The 18,766-nt window shown below is 72.0% G+C and carries 11 protein-coding genes; 7 read left to right on the plus strand and 4 right to left on the minus strand.

Features of this window, described 5'->3' with window-relative positions; genetic code table 11:
- Positions 1–98: 98 nt before the first annotated feature.
- Positions 99–812 carry a ferritin-like fold-containing protein gene (locus ACTHNQ_RS11160; protein ID WP_440333436.1) on the plus strand — a complete coding sequence of 238 codons (714 nt, stop codon included), beginning with the start codon at positions 99–101 and terminating at the stop codon, positions 810–812.
- A gap of 62 nt (positions 813–874) precedes the next feature.
- Here ACTHNQ_RS11160 and ACTHNQ_RS11165 read toward each other — a convergent pair whose 3' ends face one another.
- Both ACTHNQ_RS11165 and ACTHNQ_RS11170 read right to left on the minus strand, forming a co-directional pair.
- Complete coding sequence (locus ACTHNQ_RS11165; RefSeq protein ID WP_440333437.1) at positions 875–1,165, minus strand: hypothetical protein; 291 nt, start codon at positions 1,163–1,165, stop codon at positions 875–877.
- Positions 1,166–1,181: 16 nt separating this feature from the next.
- Positions 1,182–1,406 (minus strand): DUF3107 domain-containing protein, encoded by a 225-nt coding sequence (locus ACTHNQ_RS11170; protein WP_018171265.1) that lies wholly within the window; start codon positions 1,404–1,406, stop codon positions 1,182–1,184.
- 156 nt (positions 1,407–1,562) lie between these two features.
- Here ACTHNQ_RS11170 and ACTHNQ_RS11175 point away from each other — a divergent pair, with 156 nt between their 5' ends.
- Together ACTHNQ_RS11175 and ACTHNQ_RS11180 are read left to right on the plus strand one after the other, a co-directional pair.
- Positions 1,563–4,808: an ATP-dependent helicase gene (locus ACTHNQ_RS11175; RefSeq protein ID WP_440333438.1), complete on the plus strand. Its 3,246-nt coding sequence runs from the start codon at positions 1,563–1,565 to the stop codon at positions 4,806–4,808.
- 2 nt (positions 4,809–4,810) lie between these two features.
- On the plus strand, positions 4,811–8,155 hold the full coding sequence (locus ACTHNQ_RS11180; RefSeq protein WP_440333456.1) for an ATP-dependent DNA helicase: 3,345 nt from the start codon (positions 4,811–4,813) through the stop codon (positions 8,153–8,155).
- A 21-nt stretch (positions 8,156–8,176) separates the two neighbouring features.
- Here ACTHNQ_RS11180 and ACTHNQ_RS11185 read toward each other — a convergent pair whose 3' ends face one another.
- Positions 8,177–9,562 (minus strand): phosphotransferase, encoded by a 1,386-nt coding sequence (locus tag ACTHNQ_RS11185; protein ID WP_440333439.1) that lies wholly within the window; start codon positions 9,560–9,562, stop codon positions 8,177–8,179.
- A 76-nt stretch (positions 9,563–9,638) separates the two neighbouring features.
- Between ACTHNQ_RS11185 and nudC the strand changes: the two genes are divergently transcribed.
- On the plus strand, positions 9,639–10,553 hold the full coding sequence (nudC, locus tag ACTHNQ_RS11190; RefSeq protein WP_440333440.1) for an NAD(+) diphosphatase: 915 nt from the start codon (positions 9,639–9,641) through the stop codon (positions 10,551–10,553).
- Complete coding sequence (locus ACTHNQ_RS11195; RefSeq protein ID WP_440333441.1) at positions 10,550–12,331, plus strand: ATP-dependent helicase; 1,782 nt, start codon at positions 10,550–10,552, stop codon at positions 12,329–12,331. The genes nudC and ACTHNQ_RS11195 overlap by 4 nt, the downstream gene beginning before the upstream one ends.
- Before the next feature lie 763 nt (positions 12,332–13,094).
- Here the strand turns inward: ACTHNQ_RS11195 and ACTHNQ_RS11200 are convergent.
- Complete coding sequence (locus ACTHNQ_RS11200; RefSeq protein ID WP_440333442.1) at positions 13,095–14,513, minus strand: zinc-dependent metalloprotease; 1,419 nt, start codon at positions 14,511–14,513, stop codon at positions 13,095–13,097.
- A 144-nt stretch (positions 14,514–14,657) separates the two neighbouring features.
- Between ACTHNQ_RS11200 and ACTHNQ_RS11205 the strand changes: the two genes are divergently transcribed.
- Positions 14,658–15,782, plus strand: a complete 1,125-nt coding sequence (locus ACTHNQ_RS11205; RefSeq protein ID WP_440333443.1) for a YlbL family protein — start codon at positions 14,658–14,660, stop codon at positions 15,780–15,782.
- A gap of 83 nt (positions 15,783–15,865) precedes the next feature.
- Positions 15,866–18,760, plus strand: a complete 2,895-nt coding sequence (locus tag ACTHNQ_RS11210) for a UPF0182 family membrane protein (RefSeq protein ID WP_440333444.1) — start codon at positions 15,866–15,868, stop codon at positions 18,758–18,760.
- Positions 18,761–18,766 lie beyond the last annotated feature (6 nt).

The raw sequence follows: 18,766 nt of genomic DNA on the forward strand, positions 1-18,766 counted from the left end.
AGGCGCGGGCGCCCCGATCCGACGCCGGGGCTGCGACCCACGATACCGGAGGACGTCCGCGCCCACGCTCAGCGCCGCCGCCTCGTAGGCTTTCGTGCATGGTGAAGTGGTTCTGGCAGCGCCCGCAGACGGGGCGCAAGCTCCAGCTCCGCTCGCGGGACGAGCTGAGCGGCGCGAATCGCGTCGATTTCGAAGAGCTCGCCCCGGACATCGACACGTTCCTCGGGCAGGCGGCGTATCTGCAGCTGGGCTACTTCGAGACCCTCACCGAACTCATCCAGTCGCTCCCCGAGCTCTCCGAGAAGGAGGCGGTGGCCCGCGCCGCCGGGGCCGCGCTCACCAAGCACGAGGCGCTCGTCGCGCTCATCCGCGAGCGGGGGGACGACCCGACGGAGATCATGCGTCCGTTCCGGGAGCCGCTCGACGCGTTCCGGGTGGCGACCCACGGCGTGCGCTCCCAGGAGACGATGCTCTCCGTCCACATCACCGCCGGCATGCTCGACGACTTCTACCTCGCGCTGTCCGCCAGCTACGGCGAGACGGGCGGCCGCGTGGCACGCATCCTCCAGGCGGACTCCGACCGCCAGGCGATCGTCGAGATCCTCGCCGACACCATCGCCAGCGACCCCGAGTGGAAGTCGCTGCTGGCGATGTGGGGCCGTCGCCTCGTGGGCGACACGCTCCTGATCGCCCGCGCCGCGCTGCGTCCGATGAGCCGTGGCTCGGCCGACGAGGAGAAGGTCGAGCCGGTGTTCACCGAGCTGATGGCCGCCCACTCCCGCCGCATGGACGCGATGGGCCTGGCAGCCTGAGACGAGAAGATCCGGGATGCCTCGTGTCGAGGCATCCCGGATCTCTGTCGTGCGAGGACGCGTCAGCCGATGCCGAGGCGCGCCTTCTCGCGGGCGTCGTGGGCGACGCGCACGCGGGACGTGAGGAGGATCGCCGGGTAGGTGACGACGACCGGGACGATGAGCGCCGCGAGCCAGGGCCACGGCGTGTCGATGCCGACGCCCAGCCACGTGAGCAGCGTCCACGCGGCGCCCGCCGAGACGGCGCCGATCATGGGGGCGAGGGCGACACCGCGCGTCAGCCGCTGGTGCAGCTGGAAGTGGATGCCGATGCCGACGACCGCGCCGACGATGAACGCGATGAGGATCTGCATGTCTGCGGGCGAGAGATCAGGCGACGAAGCCGACGCGGCGCGACTCTTCCGAGCCGAGCTCGACGTACGCCAGGCCCGCGGTGGGGACGATGTACGAGTTGCCCTTGGCGTCGGCGAACGTCACGTGAGTGGCGCCGGCGTCGAGGGCGGCGGCGATGGACTTCTTGACGTCGGCGGCGGGCTCGTTCGTCTCGAAGTTGAGCTCGCGGCCGGTGTTCGCGATGCCGATGCGGATCTCCACGTGACTGACCTCCTGCGCGGGGCGATGGTTGCTCGGTGCGAGGCTGAGGCTCCCCGGACGCATGGCAACTCTACGACACCCCGACGGGGCGTCCGCCCGTCGCCGGAACGCTCTGGGCGAACGGCCGATGTCGTCCGCCCGCGCTAGCGTCGAAGGGTGACCCCGGGGAGCCAGACCAGTGCGCCGTTCGCGCCCGACCCGCAACAGCGCGCGGTGATCGGGTTGCCCGCCGAGGCCTCCGCTGTCGTCGTCGGGGCGCCGGGGACGGGCAAGACGGCGACCCTCGTCGCCCGCGTGGCCGCGCTCGTGGAGGCGGGCGCCGATCCTGATTCCGTGCTCGTGCTCACCCCCTCGCGACAGACCGCGACGGTGCTGCGCGACCGGCTGGGGCTCGCGGTGGGGGTCGCGACCGCCGGCCCTCTCGCGCGGTCGGTGGCCTCGTACGCGTTCCAGCTCGTCCGGGCTCACGCGGTCGCCGTGGACGCCGACCCGCCGCAGCTGCTCACGGGCGGCGACGAGGACCAGATCATCCGGGACCTGCTCGACGGCGACGCCGAGGACGAGGCGGACGGCCCCTCCCGCTGGCCGGAATGGCTCGGGCCCGCCATCCGATCGACCGCGGGCTTCCGCACCGAGGTGCGCACGTTCCTCGCGGAGTGCACGACGCTCGGGATCGAGCCGCAGCGACTCCGTGAGCTCGGCGAGCGCCACGGCCTGCCGGCGTGGACGTCGCTGGCCTCGTTCGCCGACGAATACCTGCAGGTGCGGGCGGCCATGCGCGGTGCGCACCGCGACGCCGCGGGGCTCGTGCGCGAGGCCGTCGGACTGCTGCGCGCCGGCCCCGCGGCCGGCATCCCCGCGATCGACCGCGTGCGGTTCGTGCTCGTCGACGACGCACAGGAGCTGACGCTCGGGGGAGTGGAGCTGATCGAGGCGGTGCGCGATCGCGGGGCGGCGGTGCTCGCCTTCGGCGACCCCGATGTCGGGTCGGGTTCCTTCCGCGGGGCGACGCCCGAGAACTTCGCCCGCCTGGCCGGATCGCTCGGAGCCGTGCACGTGCTCGCCGACGGGCATCGCGGCAGCGCGTGGCAGCGGGAGCTCATCGGGCGCGTCACCCAGCGGATCGGCGCCGTCGGAGTGGTGGCGCACCGCGCCGCTGCGACGGGCGCCGAGCCGGACGACTCGGTGCGCGTGCTCACGCTGCGCTCGCCGGCCGAGGAGTACGACGCCGTCGCGCGCGTCCTGCGCGAGCGCCACGTGCACGACGGGGTGCCGTGGCATGCGTGCGCCGTGATCGCCCACGACACGCGGCAGGTCGCGGCCCTCGAGGCGGAACTTTCGGCCCGCGAGGTGCCGGCGCGATCCAGCGGCCCCGGCCGCGCCCTCGGCGCGCTCCGGCCGGTCGCCGACCTGCTGCGGCTCGTCGAACTGGCGTCGCGAGATGACTGGACGTTCGATGACGTGCAGGCGGCCCTCGTCGGCACGTACGGGAGGCTCGACGTCATCGAGCTGCGCCGCCTGCGGTCGGCGCTGCGTCACGCCGAGCTGCGGCAGGTGCTCGGCGACGAGGCGGATCCCGAGAGCACGGAACGGTCGGCACCCGGGGTCGAGCGATCCGGTCGTGACCTCGTGCTGTCGGCCATGGCGCAGCCGCTGGAGTTCGACCTCATCGACACGCGTGAGGCGCGTCGGGCCGCGGCCCTCGCGCGCACCCTCGCGGTGCTGCGCGACGCCCTGGGACGCGGCGCGACGGCGCACGAACTGCTGTGGACGGCATGGGAACGCAGCGGACTCGAACGTGCGTGGGCGGAGCTCGCGCGCGGCAACGGACCCCTCGCCGAACAGGCGAACCGCGACCTGGATGCCCTCGTCGCGCTGTTCCAGGCGGCGAAGAGGTTCGTCGAGCGCTCCCTCGACGCCGACCCGCGCCTGTTCGTGCGGTCCATCCTCGACAGCGGCGTCGCCGAGGACCGCCTCGATGCCCCCGCGCGCGACGACAGCGTGCGGATCCTGACGCCCGCCGGCGCGCTCGGGCTCGAGTTCGACACGGTCGTGGTCGCGGGCATGCAGGACGCCGTCTGGCCGAACACGCGGCTGCGCGGCAGCCTGCTCGAGACGTGGCGACTCGCGGATGCCGCGACCCGCGCGGACGGCGAGAGCACGGGCGCCTTCGACCGCCGTCGCGCGGCGATGCACGATGAACTGAGACTGCTCGCGCGGGCCCTGTCGCGGGCGACGTCGCGGGTCGTCGTGACCGCCGTGGACGACGACGACACCGGTCCGAGTGTGTTCTTCGAGATGCTGCCCGACCCCGAGCCGTTCGAACTCGATCATCCGGTCTCGCTGCGCGGACTCGTGGCCCGGCACCGGCGGACGCTGACGACGACCGCCCCGCGGGCGGCTGCGCCGGAACGCGTCCTGCCGACGGCCGCGCGCGCCGCCGCCCAGCAGCTCGTGCTGCTCGCAGAGGCCGGCGTCCCCGGAGCCGCGCCCGATGAATGGTTCGGCGTCGCCGAGCCGACATCGACGGGGCCGCTGCGCGATCTGTCCCGTGAGGATGTGCGCGTGTCCCCGTCCCGACTGCACGCGCTGGAGGAGTGCGAGCTCAACTGGGTGATCGGCGATCTGGGCGGCGACCCGGGTGGCACGACCGCCGGGCTCGGAACCATCATCCATGCCGCACTCGAGCACGCCGCCGGCCATGACGAGGCGGCGCTGTGGGCCGAGGTGGAGTCGCGCTGGGGCGAGCTCACGTTCGAGGCCGAGTGGCGCGACCGCGCCGAGCAGACGCGGGCGCGGGACCTCGTGCGACGGCTCCACCTCTACCTGCGCCGTTTCGACGACGCGGGCGGCACCCTGATCGGTGCCGAGCCGCACTTCGAGGTGGTGATCCCGCTCGAAGGACCGCTCGGCGGACCGGATGCCGCGCCCGCCGACCCGGCGCCGGCGGATCCGGCGGACGACGCCGACCGCGAGCACCGTGTGATCCTCTCGGGCTATATCGACCGCGTCGAGCTGGCGCCCGACGGCACCGTCGTGATCATGGACCTCAAGACCGGCAAGCGCGAGCCGCAGACCGACGCGAAGGTGCTCGACAATCCGCAGCTCGCCGCCTACCAGCTCGCGTTCGAGTCGGGCGCGATCCCCGAGGCGGCAGGTCACGCGCCCGGCGGTGCGAAGCTCCTCGTGCTGCGTCCGACCGCGGCGCGTGCGGAGTACGCCACGCCGTGGCAGCCGCCGTTCGACGACGAACGACGCGATGCCTTCGTCGGCCGCATCCGCACCGCCGTCGCCGTGATGCGCGGCGCATCCTTCACCGCACCGTATGAGGAGCACTGCCGTGACGAGCATTCCTACGGCCTGTGCCGCATCCACACGATCGGCGCGGTGAGCGCCTCGTGACGATGCTGCAGAGCCCTGTCGAGGCCGAAGGACTCCCGGCATCCGCGATCCTTCCGGCGCGGGTCATCGCTGCCGCCCTGGGCCAGTTCCCCCCGACGGCCGAGCAGACGGAGGTCATCGAGGCGCCCCTGTCGCCCGCCCTCGTCGTCGCCGGAGCCGGCAGTGGCAAGACCGAGACGATGTCGGCCCGGGTCGTGTGGCTGGTCGCCAACGGCATCGTGCGCCGGGACGAGGTGCTCGGGCTCACGTTCACCCGCAAGGCGGCGGGCGAGCTGGCGGAACGCATCCAGAAGCGGCTCTCACGACTCGCCGAGTTCGAACGCCGCGGGCTGCTCCCGGCCCTGCCGGCCCTCGCGGAGACCGGGCGGCTCGAGGTCTTCGGCGAACTGGAGCGCTCCGGCGCCGACGGCGCCCGCGCGACCGCCGAGCGCCACCGGCTGCTCGACGCGCTCGCGGCCGAGGTCGGCGCGGTCGCGCAGGACTCCTCCGACGATGCGCTGCTGCATCGGCCCACGGTGTCGACGTACAACAGCTTCGCCGACCAGATCGTGCGCGAGCACGCCCTGCGGATCGGGCGGGATGCCGAGGCCGCCGTGCTCTCGGAGTCCGCGGCATGGCTGCTCATGCGCCGCGTCGTCTTCGCCTCCGACGATCCGCGGCTGGAGACGCGCGGCGAGGCGGTGCGCAGCATCGTGGACGCCGCGCTGCGGATCGCACGCGACGGCGTCGACAACCTGGTCGACTTCGACGCGCTCGCCGCGTTCCCCGAGCGGTTCGGCACGGTCCGGGATCTTCCGTCGACCAACCGGCGCACCACCGTCTACGCGGACGTCGCGGACGCCGCCGACAAGGTCGACGCGCTCGCGATGCTCGCCGACCTCGCCCGGGAGTACGACGCCGAGAAGCGACGACTGGGCGTCATCGACTTCTCCGACCAGGTGGCGGGGGCGTTCGAGGTCGTCACCGGGCACCGGGCCGTCGCCGATGAGCTGCGCGACCGCTACCGGGTCGTGCTGCTGGACGAGTACCAGGACACCTCGGTCGTGCAGACCGACCTGCTGGCGACGCTGTTCGCTGGCACCGGCGTGATGGCCGTCGGCGATCCGCACCAGGCGATCTACGGCTGGCGAGGCGCGAGCGCGGGCAACCTCGGCGGGTTCGCCGAGGCCTTCGCTCCCCACGGCGACTGTGCGCGATTCGCCCTGCTCACGAGCTGGCGCAACAGCGCCAGCGTCCTGACGGCGGCCAACGCCGTCCTGGCCCCGCTGGCGGAGTCGGCGGCCGTCGCCGTACAGGAGCTGCGGGCGCGTCCGGGAGCACCCGAGGGCCTCGTCGAGCTGGGCTTCGACGCCGACCTCGATACCGAGGCGGATCGAGTGGCGGAATGGTTCGCCCGGGTGCGCGCCGACCGTCGCGCCGCCGGTCGCAGCACGACCGGCGCGATCCTGTTCCGCAGCAAGAAGCACATGGTGAGGTTCGGCGACGCGCTCGGACGCCGCGGCATCCCGCACCGCATCCTCGGGCTCGGCGGGCTGCTGTCGACTCCCGAGGTGGTCGACGTGGTGTGCGCGCTGCGGGTGATCAGCGACCCGTCCGCCGGGTCCGCCCTCATCCGTCTGCTCGCGGGGCCGCGGTGGGGGATCGGGCTGCCCGACCTCAGGGAGCTCGCCGCCCTGTCGCGCCGCCTCGCGCGACACGATGCCGCACTCCAGCCGCTCGCGCCCGAGGTGGTCGAGCGCATCCGCGGCAGCGCCGGTGACGACGACGGGTCTCTCGTCGACGCCCTCGACTTCGTGCTGCGGCAGAAGCCCGACCACGGCTGGCTGGAGGGGTTCACTCCGGCAGCGCGCGAACGCCTCCGTGAGGCCGCTTCGGTGTTCGCCGGCCTGCGTCAGGCGAGCGGGATGCCGATCCCCGAACTCGTCCGGCTGATCGAACTCGAGCTGCGGCTCGACGTCGAGCTGGCGGCGAACGAGTCTCGCGGGCCGGCCCGCGTCGCCTCGGCCCAGCTGCGCGCCTTCGTGGACGAGGTGCACGCGTTCCTCGCCGCCGACGAGACGGGCTCGCTGTCGAGCCTGCTGGCGTGGCTCGATCACGCCGAGCAGCTGGACGAGTTCGCCCCACGCACCGAGCCTCCCGAGGACGACGTGGTGCAGCTGCTGACGATCCACGGCTCCAAGGGGCTGGAGTGGGACGCGGTCGCGGTGGTACGTCTCGTGAAGGACGAGCTCCCCAGCGCCCCGCGCGACACGAAGGCCTGGCTCGGCTTCGGCGTGCTGCCCTATGCGTTCCGCGGCGACTCGGCGTGGCTGCCGATGCTCGCGTGGCAGTCCGCGCAGACGCAGCAGGAGCTCAAAGAGGCGCTCGACGCCTTCGTCGAGGCCAACCGGGCCCGCCAGCTCGAAGAGGACCGTCGGCTCGCCTACGTCGCGGTCACGCGCGCTCGCGATCACCTGCTCCTGACCGGCGCGACCTGGTCGGGGACCAAGCGCCCGCGCAGCCGCTCCGTGTTCTACACCGAGATCGCCGAGGCGCTCGGCGTGCCGCTGCCTGACGACGAGCCTGGTGAAGACCCGTACCAGGGCGAGCGGCGCGTCCTGCAGTGGCCGATCGATCCGCTCGGGTCGCGCCGCGCCGCCGTCCTCCATGCCGCAGGCACCGTTGCGGCGGTATCCGCCGAGCCCCGTGCCGAGCTCGATCCGCAGGCGGCGCTGCTCCTCGCCGAGCGAGACGCCCGCCGGGCGAAGCCCGCGCACACCGCACCCACGCGCATCCCCGCGTCGCGGTACAAGGAGTATGCCGCTGACCTCGAGGGCACTCTCGCGCGCATCGCGCGGCCGCTGCCCGAGAAGCCGTTCCGGCAGACCCGGCTGGGCACCCTGTTCCACGCGTGGGTCGAGCAGCGCTCCGGTCAGTCCGGGCTGGGCGGGTCGCTCGACGACTCGCTGTGGGAGCTCGACGACGAGACTGCGGGCACCGATGCCTCGGCGGAGGATGCCGCGGCCCTGGCTGCGCTGCGCGAGAGGTTCCTGGCCTCGGAGTGGGCGCACCTCCAGCCGATCGAGGTCGAGACCGAGATCGACTTCACCACGACCGGCCCCGACGGGCTGCCGCACATCGTCATCTGCAAGCTCGACGCCGTGTACCGACGCGAGGACCGCGGCGGTCGCATCGAGATCGTCGACTGGAAGACGGGCGCCGCGCCGCGTACGCCCGCCGAGAAGGACGAGCGGATGCTGCAGCTCGAGCTCTACCGGCAGGCCTACCACGCCAAGCACGGCATCCCGTTGGACGAGATCGATGTCGCGCTGTACTACGTGGCGGAGGACATCATCCTGCGCAACTGACCCGACCGGGCGTCGGAGCGATCAGTCGGCCATCCACCGTCGCAGCGCGGCCTCGGACGCACGTTCGGCGTCTGCGGCGGCATCCCCGGCGTCCTCAGCCCGCTCACCGGCGGCCCCCGGAAGCGGGATCGGGGCCGTGGAGAGATCGTCGGCCGGGTGCACGGACGCAGATCCGCTCGCGCCGTCGCGCCGCGCGCCGTCCCCGGCACGCCTGTCATCCGAGCGCAGCGCCGTGATCTCGGCGAGGTCGTCCGCCGAGAGCTCCTGCGTGTCCGACGGGTCGGCGCTGTCGGCGTAGGCGCGCGGCGCGCCGCCGGTGTCACCGCGGGCGTCCTCTTCGGCCACCCAGCGGGCGAGTTCGTCGGCATCGTACGCGTCGGTCTGCATCGACGTGTCGACGGGGGTGGCGGACTCGGCTGCCGGCCCGGGCATCCGGGCGAGCAGCGCGATGGCATCGTCGACATCGAGCGGGTCGTCGGTGACGAGCGCATCGCCGGTGACCCCGGCGGCGAGCGACTCCAGCAGCTCGACGGCGTCCGCGACGATGTCGTCGCGGGCCTCGTCGTGCCCGTGGATCAGCCACTTGGCGAACTCGAGCTCGGCGTACAGCCGGGCGCGTTCGCGCACGCGCGCGTCGGGCGCGCGTCCGCTCTCGGCGAGGTATGCGGCGTAGACGTCGTTCGCGGCGTCGGGTGCGGACGCCAGCCATTGCAGGTCGGTGGCGGGGTCGCCGATCGAGAGCCCATGCCAGTCGAGCAGCCCCGTGACCGTCGGCACGTCGTCGAGGTCTTCGAAGACGAATGCTCCTGTGCCGATCCCGTCGAGCACGACGGCCGATTCGAAGCGCCACAGCTCCTCGGTGGCGACGGCCTGACTCCACCGGTCCTGCAGCGTCCGTGGCAGCCGTCGCGTGGCCGCCGCCCGGTCGATGACGCGCGAGACGTCGGTGCGCACCTGCTGCGGGGTCCGGGCGGGAAGGCCGTCGGTCTTCACCACCGAATGCGGCAGCGAGTGCACCGCGGCCAGGGCAGCGCCGAGCGAGGTGGCAGCACCGCGACCGGCGGGCAGGTGCGCGGCATCCACGCGATAGCCGGGCAGGAAGTCCACGACGACCGCTCGGTCGCCGCCGAGGCCCGTCTCGCCGAGGAGCTCGGGCGCGCGGAAGGGGAGCAGGCTGCGCACGCCGGGCGTCAGGGCGCGCAGCGCCCGCACCTCGGCGGCGAGATCGGCCGCGGCATCCTCGTCAGCGGGCACCCGGATCACGACTCGGCGGCCGTCGTCCAGGTCCGCCACTGCGGAGTCGTAGCGCCCGCTCGCGCCTTCGGTGAGCACGCCGACCCCGACGACCCCTGCCCTCGGGAGAGCCGAGGTGACGGACGCGGCTAGAGTGAGGGGTGAGCGTGCCATGTGCCCAGGGTAGGTCGGGCACGCGCGACAGTACCCGCGCCACGCCCGGCCCTATCGACGAAGCGGAGCATCCTCGATGACGGCCACAGGCAGCACCGGAGAACCGCCGCTGGCCCGGGCCGGCTTCGACCGCGCGGCCGAGGAACGGGCGACCCCGGATCTGCTGCAGACGGCGCGGAAGGATGCCGCGACCCGCGTCCTGGTGATCCACGGGGATGCCGCACCCCTCGCCGGCACCGGCCGGCTGGCCTGGTTCCCCGCCGCCGACGTGCCCGACGGTGCCGAGTGGGCGCTGCTCGGGCGCGACGACAAGGACGCCCTGCTGCTGACGGCGGTCTTCCCTTCCGGCGACGACGCGCCGCTCCCGTCACCGGCGGGCTGGGCGGGGCTGCGCACCGTCGGCGGCTCACTGGACGCCACCGACGCGGCGGCCTTCGTCGAGGCGCTGAGCCTCGGGCGGTGGCTGATCGACTCGCGCTACTGCCCGGCGTGCGGAACGCTCACCGACCTCGTCGACGCCGGGTGGTCGCGACGCTGCCCCTCGTGCGGTCGCCAGCACTTCCCGCGCACCGATCCGGCCGTCATCGTCGCCATCACCAGTGCGACGGATCCCGACGCGCTGCTCCTCGGCTCGAACGCCCTCTGGGGAGCGGACCGCTTCTCGTGCTTCGCGGGGTTCGTCGAGGCGGGGGAGTCTCTCGAAGCCGCCGTCCGACGCGAGGTCGCCGAGGAATCCGGCATCGAGGTCGGCACCGTCACCTACCGCGGCTCGCAGGCGTGGCCGTATCCGCGTTCGCTCATGCTGGGCTTCTTCGCCGAGGCCCGCGACGATGCCGCTGCCCGCGCGGACGGCGAGGAGATCGCGGCAGTGCGCTGGTTCACGCGTGATGAGATCGGCCGCGCCCTCGCCGGCGAGACCGAGGTCGTCCTTCCCGGACCCGCGTCGATCGCGCACCGCCTGATCGCCGACTGGTACGGGGGACGCGCGTGAGCGGTGGCGCCCTCGCCGGGCTCGACGAGTATCAGCTCGAAGCGGTGCGCGCGCTGCGCGGCCCCGTCGTCGTGCTCGCCGGTGCGGGCACCGGAAAGACGCGCGTCATCACGCACCGCATCGCGCACGGCGTCGACACCGGCGCGTACTCGCCGGGGCGGGTCATGGCCGTGACCTTCACCGCCAAGGCCGCGGGCGAGATGCGGGGACGCCTCCGCGCGCTGGGTGTCGGAGGTGTGTCGGCGCGGACGTTCCACGCCGCGGCGCTGGCGCAGCTGAACTTCTTCTGGCCGACGCTCGCGGGCGATACGGCTCCAGGCATCGTCGACCACAAGGTGAAGCTGCTCGCCCATGCCGCCGACGGCGTGGGTCTGTCGCCGGATGTCGCCACGCTGCGAGACGTCGCGTCCGAGATCGAGTGGCGCAAGGTGTCGATGCTGAGCATCGACGAGTACGCCGCGGTGCGGCCGAACGGGGTCGGGCGGCTCGGCACCGATCGCGTCGTGGCGCTGCAGCAGGCGTACGAGAAGCTCAAGGACGAGCGCAGGCAGCTGGACTTCGAAGACGTGCTCCTCGCGTGCGCGGGGATGCTCGAGGCCGAGCCGCAGGTCGCGAAGGCCGTGCGCGAGCAGTACCGGCACTTCACGGTCGACGAGTTCCAGGACGTCTCGCCGTTGCAGAACCGCCTGCTCGAGCTGTGGCTCGGCGATCGCCGCGACCTCTGCGTGGTCGGCGACGCGAGCCAGACGATCTACTCGTTCGCCGGGGCCGACGCGCGGTTCCTCCTCGACTTCGACAAGCGGTTCGAGGGTGCACGCATCGTTCGCCTCGAGACGAACTACCGATCGGATGCCGGCATCCTGGGCGTCGCGAACGAGCTCATGCGCGGGCGCCCGGGCGCCCTGCACCTGTCGCCCGCCCCGTCCCGTGCGGCCGGCGCCCCCGACGCCGCCGACACGCTGCCGACCGTCACGGCGTTCGAGGACGACCGTGACGAGGCCCGCGCCGTCGCCAAGCGCATCGCGGCGCAGATCGCCGACGGGATCGATCCGCGCCACATCGCCGTGCTGTACCGCGCCCATGCCCAGTCCGCGGAGCTCGTCGCCGCGCTCTCGGACGCCGGGATCGCGACCACGGTCCTCGGCGGGCGCCGGTTCTTCGACATGCCCGAGGTGCGGCAGGCGGTCATGGAGCTGCGCGCGGCCGCCGTCGCGCCCCTGGAGAGCGGTCTCGTCGACACCGTGCGCGACATCCTCCGCTCCCGCGGGCTGACCGACGAGCCGCCGCAGGCGGGCGGCGCGCTGCGCGATGCGTGGGAGGCCCGCGCGGCACTGCTGCGCCTGGCCGAGGAGGCGCCTGCCGGCACGACGCTGCGTTCGTTCACGGACGAGCTGACGGCGCGCGCCAAGGTGCACGACGAGCCGGCGCTGCGCACCGTGACCCTTGCGACGCTGCACGCGGCGAAGGGACTGGAGTGGGAGCACGTCCATCTCGTCGGGATGGCGGAGGGCCTGCTGCCCATCTCGTACGCCACGACGTTCGAGCAGGCCGACGAAGAGCGCAGGCTGGCGTACGTCGGCATCACGCGGGCCGGGCGAACGCTGTCCGTGACATGGGCACGAGGGGTACGGGAGCGGCAGCCGTCGCGCTTCCTGAAAGAGATCGGCAACGGCACTCTTCGTGCGGTCGGTGCGTCCGGACGTCCCGGTGCAGCGACCCGGAGCGCAGCGAGACCGACCGCGTCCGAGCGAGACGGCGCCGGGCGCGCTCGTCGATGAGCCGGCCCGCCACCATCCCCGCCTCCCACAGCACGCCCGCCTCGACCTCCACCGGGCGCCCGATGAGCTGAGCGGCGACCGCGGGCCAGGACGGATCCGCGTCGCGGCGGTGCGCCGCCACGCAGGCCAGGCAGGCGGTGTCGCCGGGCTGGACGTACGGACCGATGTCGGCGCCCGAGCCGGTGAGCACCACCGGCAGGTGCGGCACGTCGGACGCCATGAGCGACGCGGCGACGCTGGGCGGCGCGACGCGGGCCACCGCGAACACGACGGCGGCGGCATCCGGAACCGGCTCGTCGATCGGATCGAAGCGATGCCGCACCTCGGCGTCGAACCCCGCGGCGGCCAGGCCGCGGGCGACGAGCCGGATCTGCTCGTCGGTGACGGCGTCGTCACGATGCAGCGACACGATCCGTCGGGCGGCCCGGCCGGTCGTGAGGGCGCGGCGAAGACGCACAAGCAGCTGCGTCGCGTCATCGTCGGTGGGTGCGCCATGGGCGCGTGCCAACGGGACGAACGACGCGTCGGGGATGCCGCGCTCGAGCTCGCGCACCATGCGCAGCTGCCAGGACGCCGGGTCGTCGATCAACGCCACGGGCTCGGCGCCGAACTGCAGCGCCGACGCGGTGCGCCACACCGGCGGGTACGAGGGATCCAGGCTCAGCATGCCCCGATCCTGCCCGAGCGCCGATCGGCGTGAGCGGTTATCCACAGTCCGCTCACCCGGGGGAACCTGCCTCCGCATTGGGGAGGAAGCGCGTGATCAGACCGGGCGGTGGTCCTCCGGCGCGCCGTCGTCGTCCCCGCCCTCGCCGGGCGCCTCGGAGGGCGAGCCGCCCTCGGCCTCCGCGTCGGGCAGCTCCCCGGCGAGCAGGCGAGCGAGGGCGTCGTCCATCTCGTCCGGTGCGGGCTCCTCCCCGCGGGCGCGCGCCTCCAGGCGTGCGACCAATGCGGCCGGATCGTCGATGTCGGACGCCGCCGGCATGAGGTCGGGGTAGTCCCACAGGGCGTCGCGCGCGGCCGGCCCGACGGCATCCGTCACGGCGCGCCACATCGCGGCGGCCTCGCGCATGCGGCGCGGCCGGATCTCCAGGCCCACGAGCGACGCGAGCGCGCGCTCGGCCGGTCCGCCGACCGCACGCCTCCGCCGCACGGCCTCGGCGATGCGGGGCGCGGAGGGGAGGCGCGACGTGGCGTCCTCGGTGACGACCTCGACCCAGCCCTCGATCGTCGCGAGCAGGTTCTCGAGGCGGGCGAGCGCGGCGTTCTGGGCCTCGGAGCGCGGCGGCAGCAGCGCGCCGCTCTCCAGCGCCTCGCGCAGCTCCTCCGGCTGCGAGGGGTCGAAGCGCGACGCCATGTCTTCGAGCATCCCGGTGTCGACGTGCACGCCGCGGGCGAAGTCGGTGACCTGCGAGATCACGTGCAGCCGCAGCCAGCGGGCGTGACGGAACAGGCGCGCGTGCGCCAGTTCGCGCGTCGCGATGTACAGCGCCAGCTGGTCCTCGGGCACCTCGAGGTCGCGGCCGAAGTCGGCGAAGTTCTGCGGCAGGATGACGGCCTGTCCGTCGGGCATCAGCGGGATGCCGACGTCGCCGCCGCTCACGACCTCTTTGGACAGGTTGCCGATCACCTGGCCGAGCTGGGTCGCGAACAGCGATCCGCCGATCGTGCGCATGAGACGGCCGGCGCCCTGCACGAGCTCCTGCATGTCTTCGGGGGACTGCTCGCTGAGCGCGGTCGTGAGGGCGTCGGCGATGCTCGTGGCGACGGGCTCCGCGAGATCCTGCCACACCGGCAGGGTCGCCTCGACCCACGCGCCGCGGGTGATGGTGGTCGGGGGAGCGGCGAGCTCGGAGATGCCGGTCGCCTCGCTCAGCCACAGCGTCGCGAGCGCAAACGCCTGGTCGAGGTCGGTGCGCTGGCCCGCCGTGATGCCCAGCCCCTCCTGGTTGGCGATGTGCAGTGCCTGGCGCTTGGCCATGTCCCACGACACGCCGCTCTCGCCGGCGTTCGCGAACACGCCCTGGAGCTGCCGCATGATCTGCTGCATCATCGCCGGGTCGATCTCCATGCCCGACAGCCGCGAGAGCTGTTCGGGATCGATGCCGCCCGCGCCGCCGCCGAAGAGCTGCCGGATGAGCTCCTGGAAGTCGTCCTCTGGACTGCGATCGTCGTCTGCCACTTCAGCCGCCTTTCAGCCGGTCGATGACGTTGCGCTCTACGCTAGTCGCAGCATCCGTCGCACTCCCCGGCCGGGACCTCGAACCCTTACGCCGGTCGCGAACGACCAGGCACTCCCACACCCGGCACGGAAGAGAGGTCCCGCGTGGCCCTGTTCGACGAGAACACCACCATCGAGCCCGCGCCGCGGCAGCGCATGTCGCGACGTGCTGTGGCGGGAGTGTGGGCGCTCGCGGTGGCGATGGTCATGCTCCTCGTCATCACGTTCCTGCCGACGTCGTACGTGATCCAGCAGCCCGGGCCCGTCTACAACACGCTCGGCTCGGCGGTGAACGCCGACGGCGAGGAGGTGCCGCTCATCGCGGTGGAGGGCGCGCAGACGTATCCGACCGACGGGTCGCTGGATCTTCTGACCGTCCAGGTGCAGGGCAACCGCGAGCACACGCCTTCGTGGTTCGAGCTCGCGATGGCGTGGTTCGATCCGAGCAAGGCGGTGCTGCCGATCGACGCCGTGTTCCCGGCGGGCCAGACCACCGAGCAGCGCAACAAAGAGAGCGCAGCGATGATGGTCGACTCGCAGCACGAGGCGACCGCCGCGGCTCTCACCGAGCTCGGGTACGACGTGGGGGCGAAGCTCTCGGTGCACTCCGTCATCGAGGGCGCGGCCGCCGAGGGCGTCCTCGAAGAGGGGGACATCATCGTCTCGGCGGACGGCCAGGCCGTCACCGACGCCGATGCGCTGCGCAAGGTCATCAACGACGGCGGCGGCGCACCGGTCGAGATCGTGATCGAGCGCGACGGGGCGCAGCAGACCGTCTCGGTGACGCCGAAGGAGGCGACCTCCGACGGCAAGACGGTCTGGCTCATCGGGGTCACGCTCATCACGGACTACGACTTCCCGATCGATGTGACGATCCAGCTGAACAACGTGGGCGGCCCGAGCGCGGGCATGATGTTCGCGCTCGGCATCATCGACACGCTGACGCCCGGCGAGCTCAACGGCGGCGAGCAGGTCGCCGGCACCGGCACCATCACCGCCGACGGCACGGTGGGCCCGATCGGCGGCATCCGTCAGAAGATGTGGGGAGCGGTGGATGCCGGAGCCGAGTGGTTCCTGGCCCCGGACTCGAACTGCGACGAGGTGGTGGGCCACATCCCGGGCGACCTGCGGGTCTTCTCGGTGAAGACGCTCGACGATTCGCTGAACGTGCTCGAGGCGATCAGCGACGGCGGAGACCTCGACGCGCTGCCCACCTGCAAGGCCGGCTGAACCGCTCGCGCGGCCCGGAATTCTGGGGGTTCGCCCAGCGCGGACAAAGCATCCGCCCTGAGTGGCCCGCCTAGGATGGGACGGTGACCACGACCTCAGCGCCGACCCCGGCCACACCGTCCCGCACCCGACGCGTCATCGCCATCACCCTCGTGGTCATCGCCGCGCTCGTGGTGGCCTTCTTCGTGTTCGCGAGCCTGTACGCCGACTGGCTCTGGTTCGATCAGCTCGGCTTCCAGTCCGTGCTGACGACCCAGTGGATCGCGCGGGTCGTGATGTTCGTCGTCGGGTTCCTCGGCATGGCGGTGCCCGTGTGGCTCTCCATCCAGCTGGCCTACCGTCTGCGCCCGGTGTACGCGCGGCTGAGTTCGCAGCTGGACCGCTACCAGGAGGTCGTCGAGCCGCTGCGCCGCCTCGCCATGTGGGGCATCCCCGTCTTCTTCGGCTTCTTCGCCGGATTCGCGGCGTCGGCCCAGTGGGAGACCACGTGGCTGTGGTTCAACGGTGTCAAGACCGACACGACCGACCCGCAGTTCCACCTCGACACCGGCTTCTACATGTTCGCGCTGCCGTTCTGGAGCTCGCTCGTCGGGTTCCTGTCGGCCGTGCTGCTGGTGTGCCTGCTGGTGACCGCGCTCGTCTCGTACCTCTACGGCTCGGTGCGGGTCGGCCAGCGCGAACTGCGCATCTCGAAGTCCGCCCGCATCCAGCTGGCCGTCATCGCCGGCCTCTACCTGCTCGTCCAGGGCGCGAGCCTCTGGCTCGACCGCTACAAGACGCTGAGCGAGCCGGGCGACCGCATCACCGGTCCCGGCTACACGGGCGTGAACGCGATCATCCCCGGCCAGACGATCCTCGCCTTCGCCGCCGTCATCGTGGCGATCCTCTTCTTCGTCACCGCGATCATCGGCCGCTGGCGCTACCCGCTCGTGGCCACCGCGCTGCTCGTCGTCTCGGCGATCGTCCTCGGCGTCGGCTACCCGTGGGTGGTGACCACCTTCCAGGTGCAGCCGAACCGGCTGACGCTGGAGGAGCAGTACTACCAGCGCAACGTCGACATGACGAAGACGGCGTACGGCATCGACGGCCTCGACAAGCAGGACTTCACCGCGGTCACCGATGTCGAGGCGGGCCAGCTGCGCGAGGATGCCGGCACGACCGCGCAGATCCGCGTCATGGACCCCGCGATCGTGTCGCCCACGGTGCGCCAGCTCGAGCAGTACCGCTCGTATTACCAGTTCGCCGATCCGCTGGACGTCGACCGCTACGACATCGACGGCACGTCGCAGGACACGGTCGTCTCGGTCCGCGAGCTCAACCTCGAGCAGCTCGGGGTCGCGAACGACTGGCAGAACAGCGCCGTGGTCTACACCCACGGCTACGGCATCGTGGCGGCCAAGGGCAACGACCGCACGGTCGACGGCAACCCGGTGTTCCTCGAGCGCGGCATCCCGGCGACGGGCTTCCTGTCGGACGAGGAGGACTTCCAGCCGCGCGTCTACTTCGGCGAGTACTCGCCGACGTATTCGATCGTCGGCGGGCCGAAGGGCTCCGAGCCGATCGAGCTCGACTACCCGTCGGGTCAGGACGACTCGTCCAACGAGACCAAGACCACCTTCGAGGGCAACGGTGGCCCGAGCCTGGGCAATGTGTTCAACCGCCTGATCTACGCGCTGAAGTTCCAGGCCGAGCAGATCCTCTTCTCGGACTACGTCAACGAGGACTCGCAGATCCTCTACGACCGCAGCCCGCTCGACCGCGTCCAGAAGGTGGCGCCGTACCTGACGCTCGACAACGACCCGTATCCGTCGGTCGTCGACGGACGCATCGTGTGGATCGTCGACGGCTACACGCTCAGCGCGAACTACCCGTACTCGTCGACGGTGAGCCTCACCTCGGCGATCTCGGACTCGAGCAACCCCGCACCGCGGTTCGCGCTCGACGACATCAACTACATCCGCAACTCGGTCAAGGCCACGGTCGACGCATACGACGGCAAGGTGACGCTGTACGCGTGGGACGAGAAGGACCCGGTGCTGAAGTCGTGGCAGAAGGTGTACCCGTCGACCGTCAAGCCGATCAGCGACATGTCGGCCCAGCTCATGAGCCACGTCCGCTACCCGACCGACCTGTTCAAGGTGCAGCGGACGATCCTCGGCGTCTACCACGTCGACGACGCCCGGTCGTTCTACCAGAGCGACAACCGGTGGAAGACGCCCAACGACCCGCAGGCCGATACGCAGCTGCAGCCGCCGTACTACCTGACGATGCAGATGCCCGGCCAGGACGCACCCACGTACTCGATGTTCACGTCGTTCATCCCCTCGGGCGAGGGCCGCAACGTGCTGATGGGCTATCTCGCCGTCGACTCGAACGCCGGAAGCGAGGCCGGCAAGCAGAGCTCCGACTACGGCAAGCTCAGGATGCTGGAGATCAGCGCCGATACGACGGTCCCCGGCCCCGGCCAGGTGCAGAACAACTTCGACGCGCAACCCGAGGTATCGTCCTTCGTCAACCTGCTCAAACAGGGAGACTCGGACGTGCTGAAGGGCAACCTGCTGACACTGCCCGTGGGCGGCGGTCTGCTCTACGTGCAGCCGGTGTTCGTGCAGTCGTCCGGTGCGACGAGCTTCCCGTCGCTGCAGAAGGTGCTGGTCTCGTTCGGCAACGAGGTCGCCTTCGAAGACACGCTGAACGAAGCGCTGGACGTGCTGTTCGGCGGTGATTCGGGCGCGGATGCCGGCGACACCGACGTGCCCGTCGATCCGAACGCGACGCCTGAGCCGACACCCGAGCCGACGCCCTCGCCGACTCCTGACCAGCCGACCGATGCGTATCAGCAGGCTCTGCAGGACGCGCAGCAGGCGATGCTCGATCGTCAGGCCGCGCTGGAGAAGGGCGACTGGACCGCGTACGGCGAGGCCGACGCCCGCCTCACGGCGGCCGTCGAGAAGCTCATCCAGCTCGGCGAGCAGTAGGCAGCA

This window comes from Microbacterium sp., from assembly GCF_051953575.1.
Classification (GTDB): Bacteria; Actinomycetota; Actinomycetes; order Actinomycetales; family Microbacteriaceae; genus Microbacterium.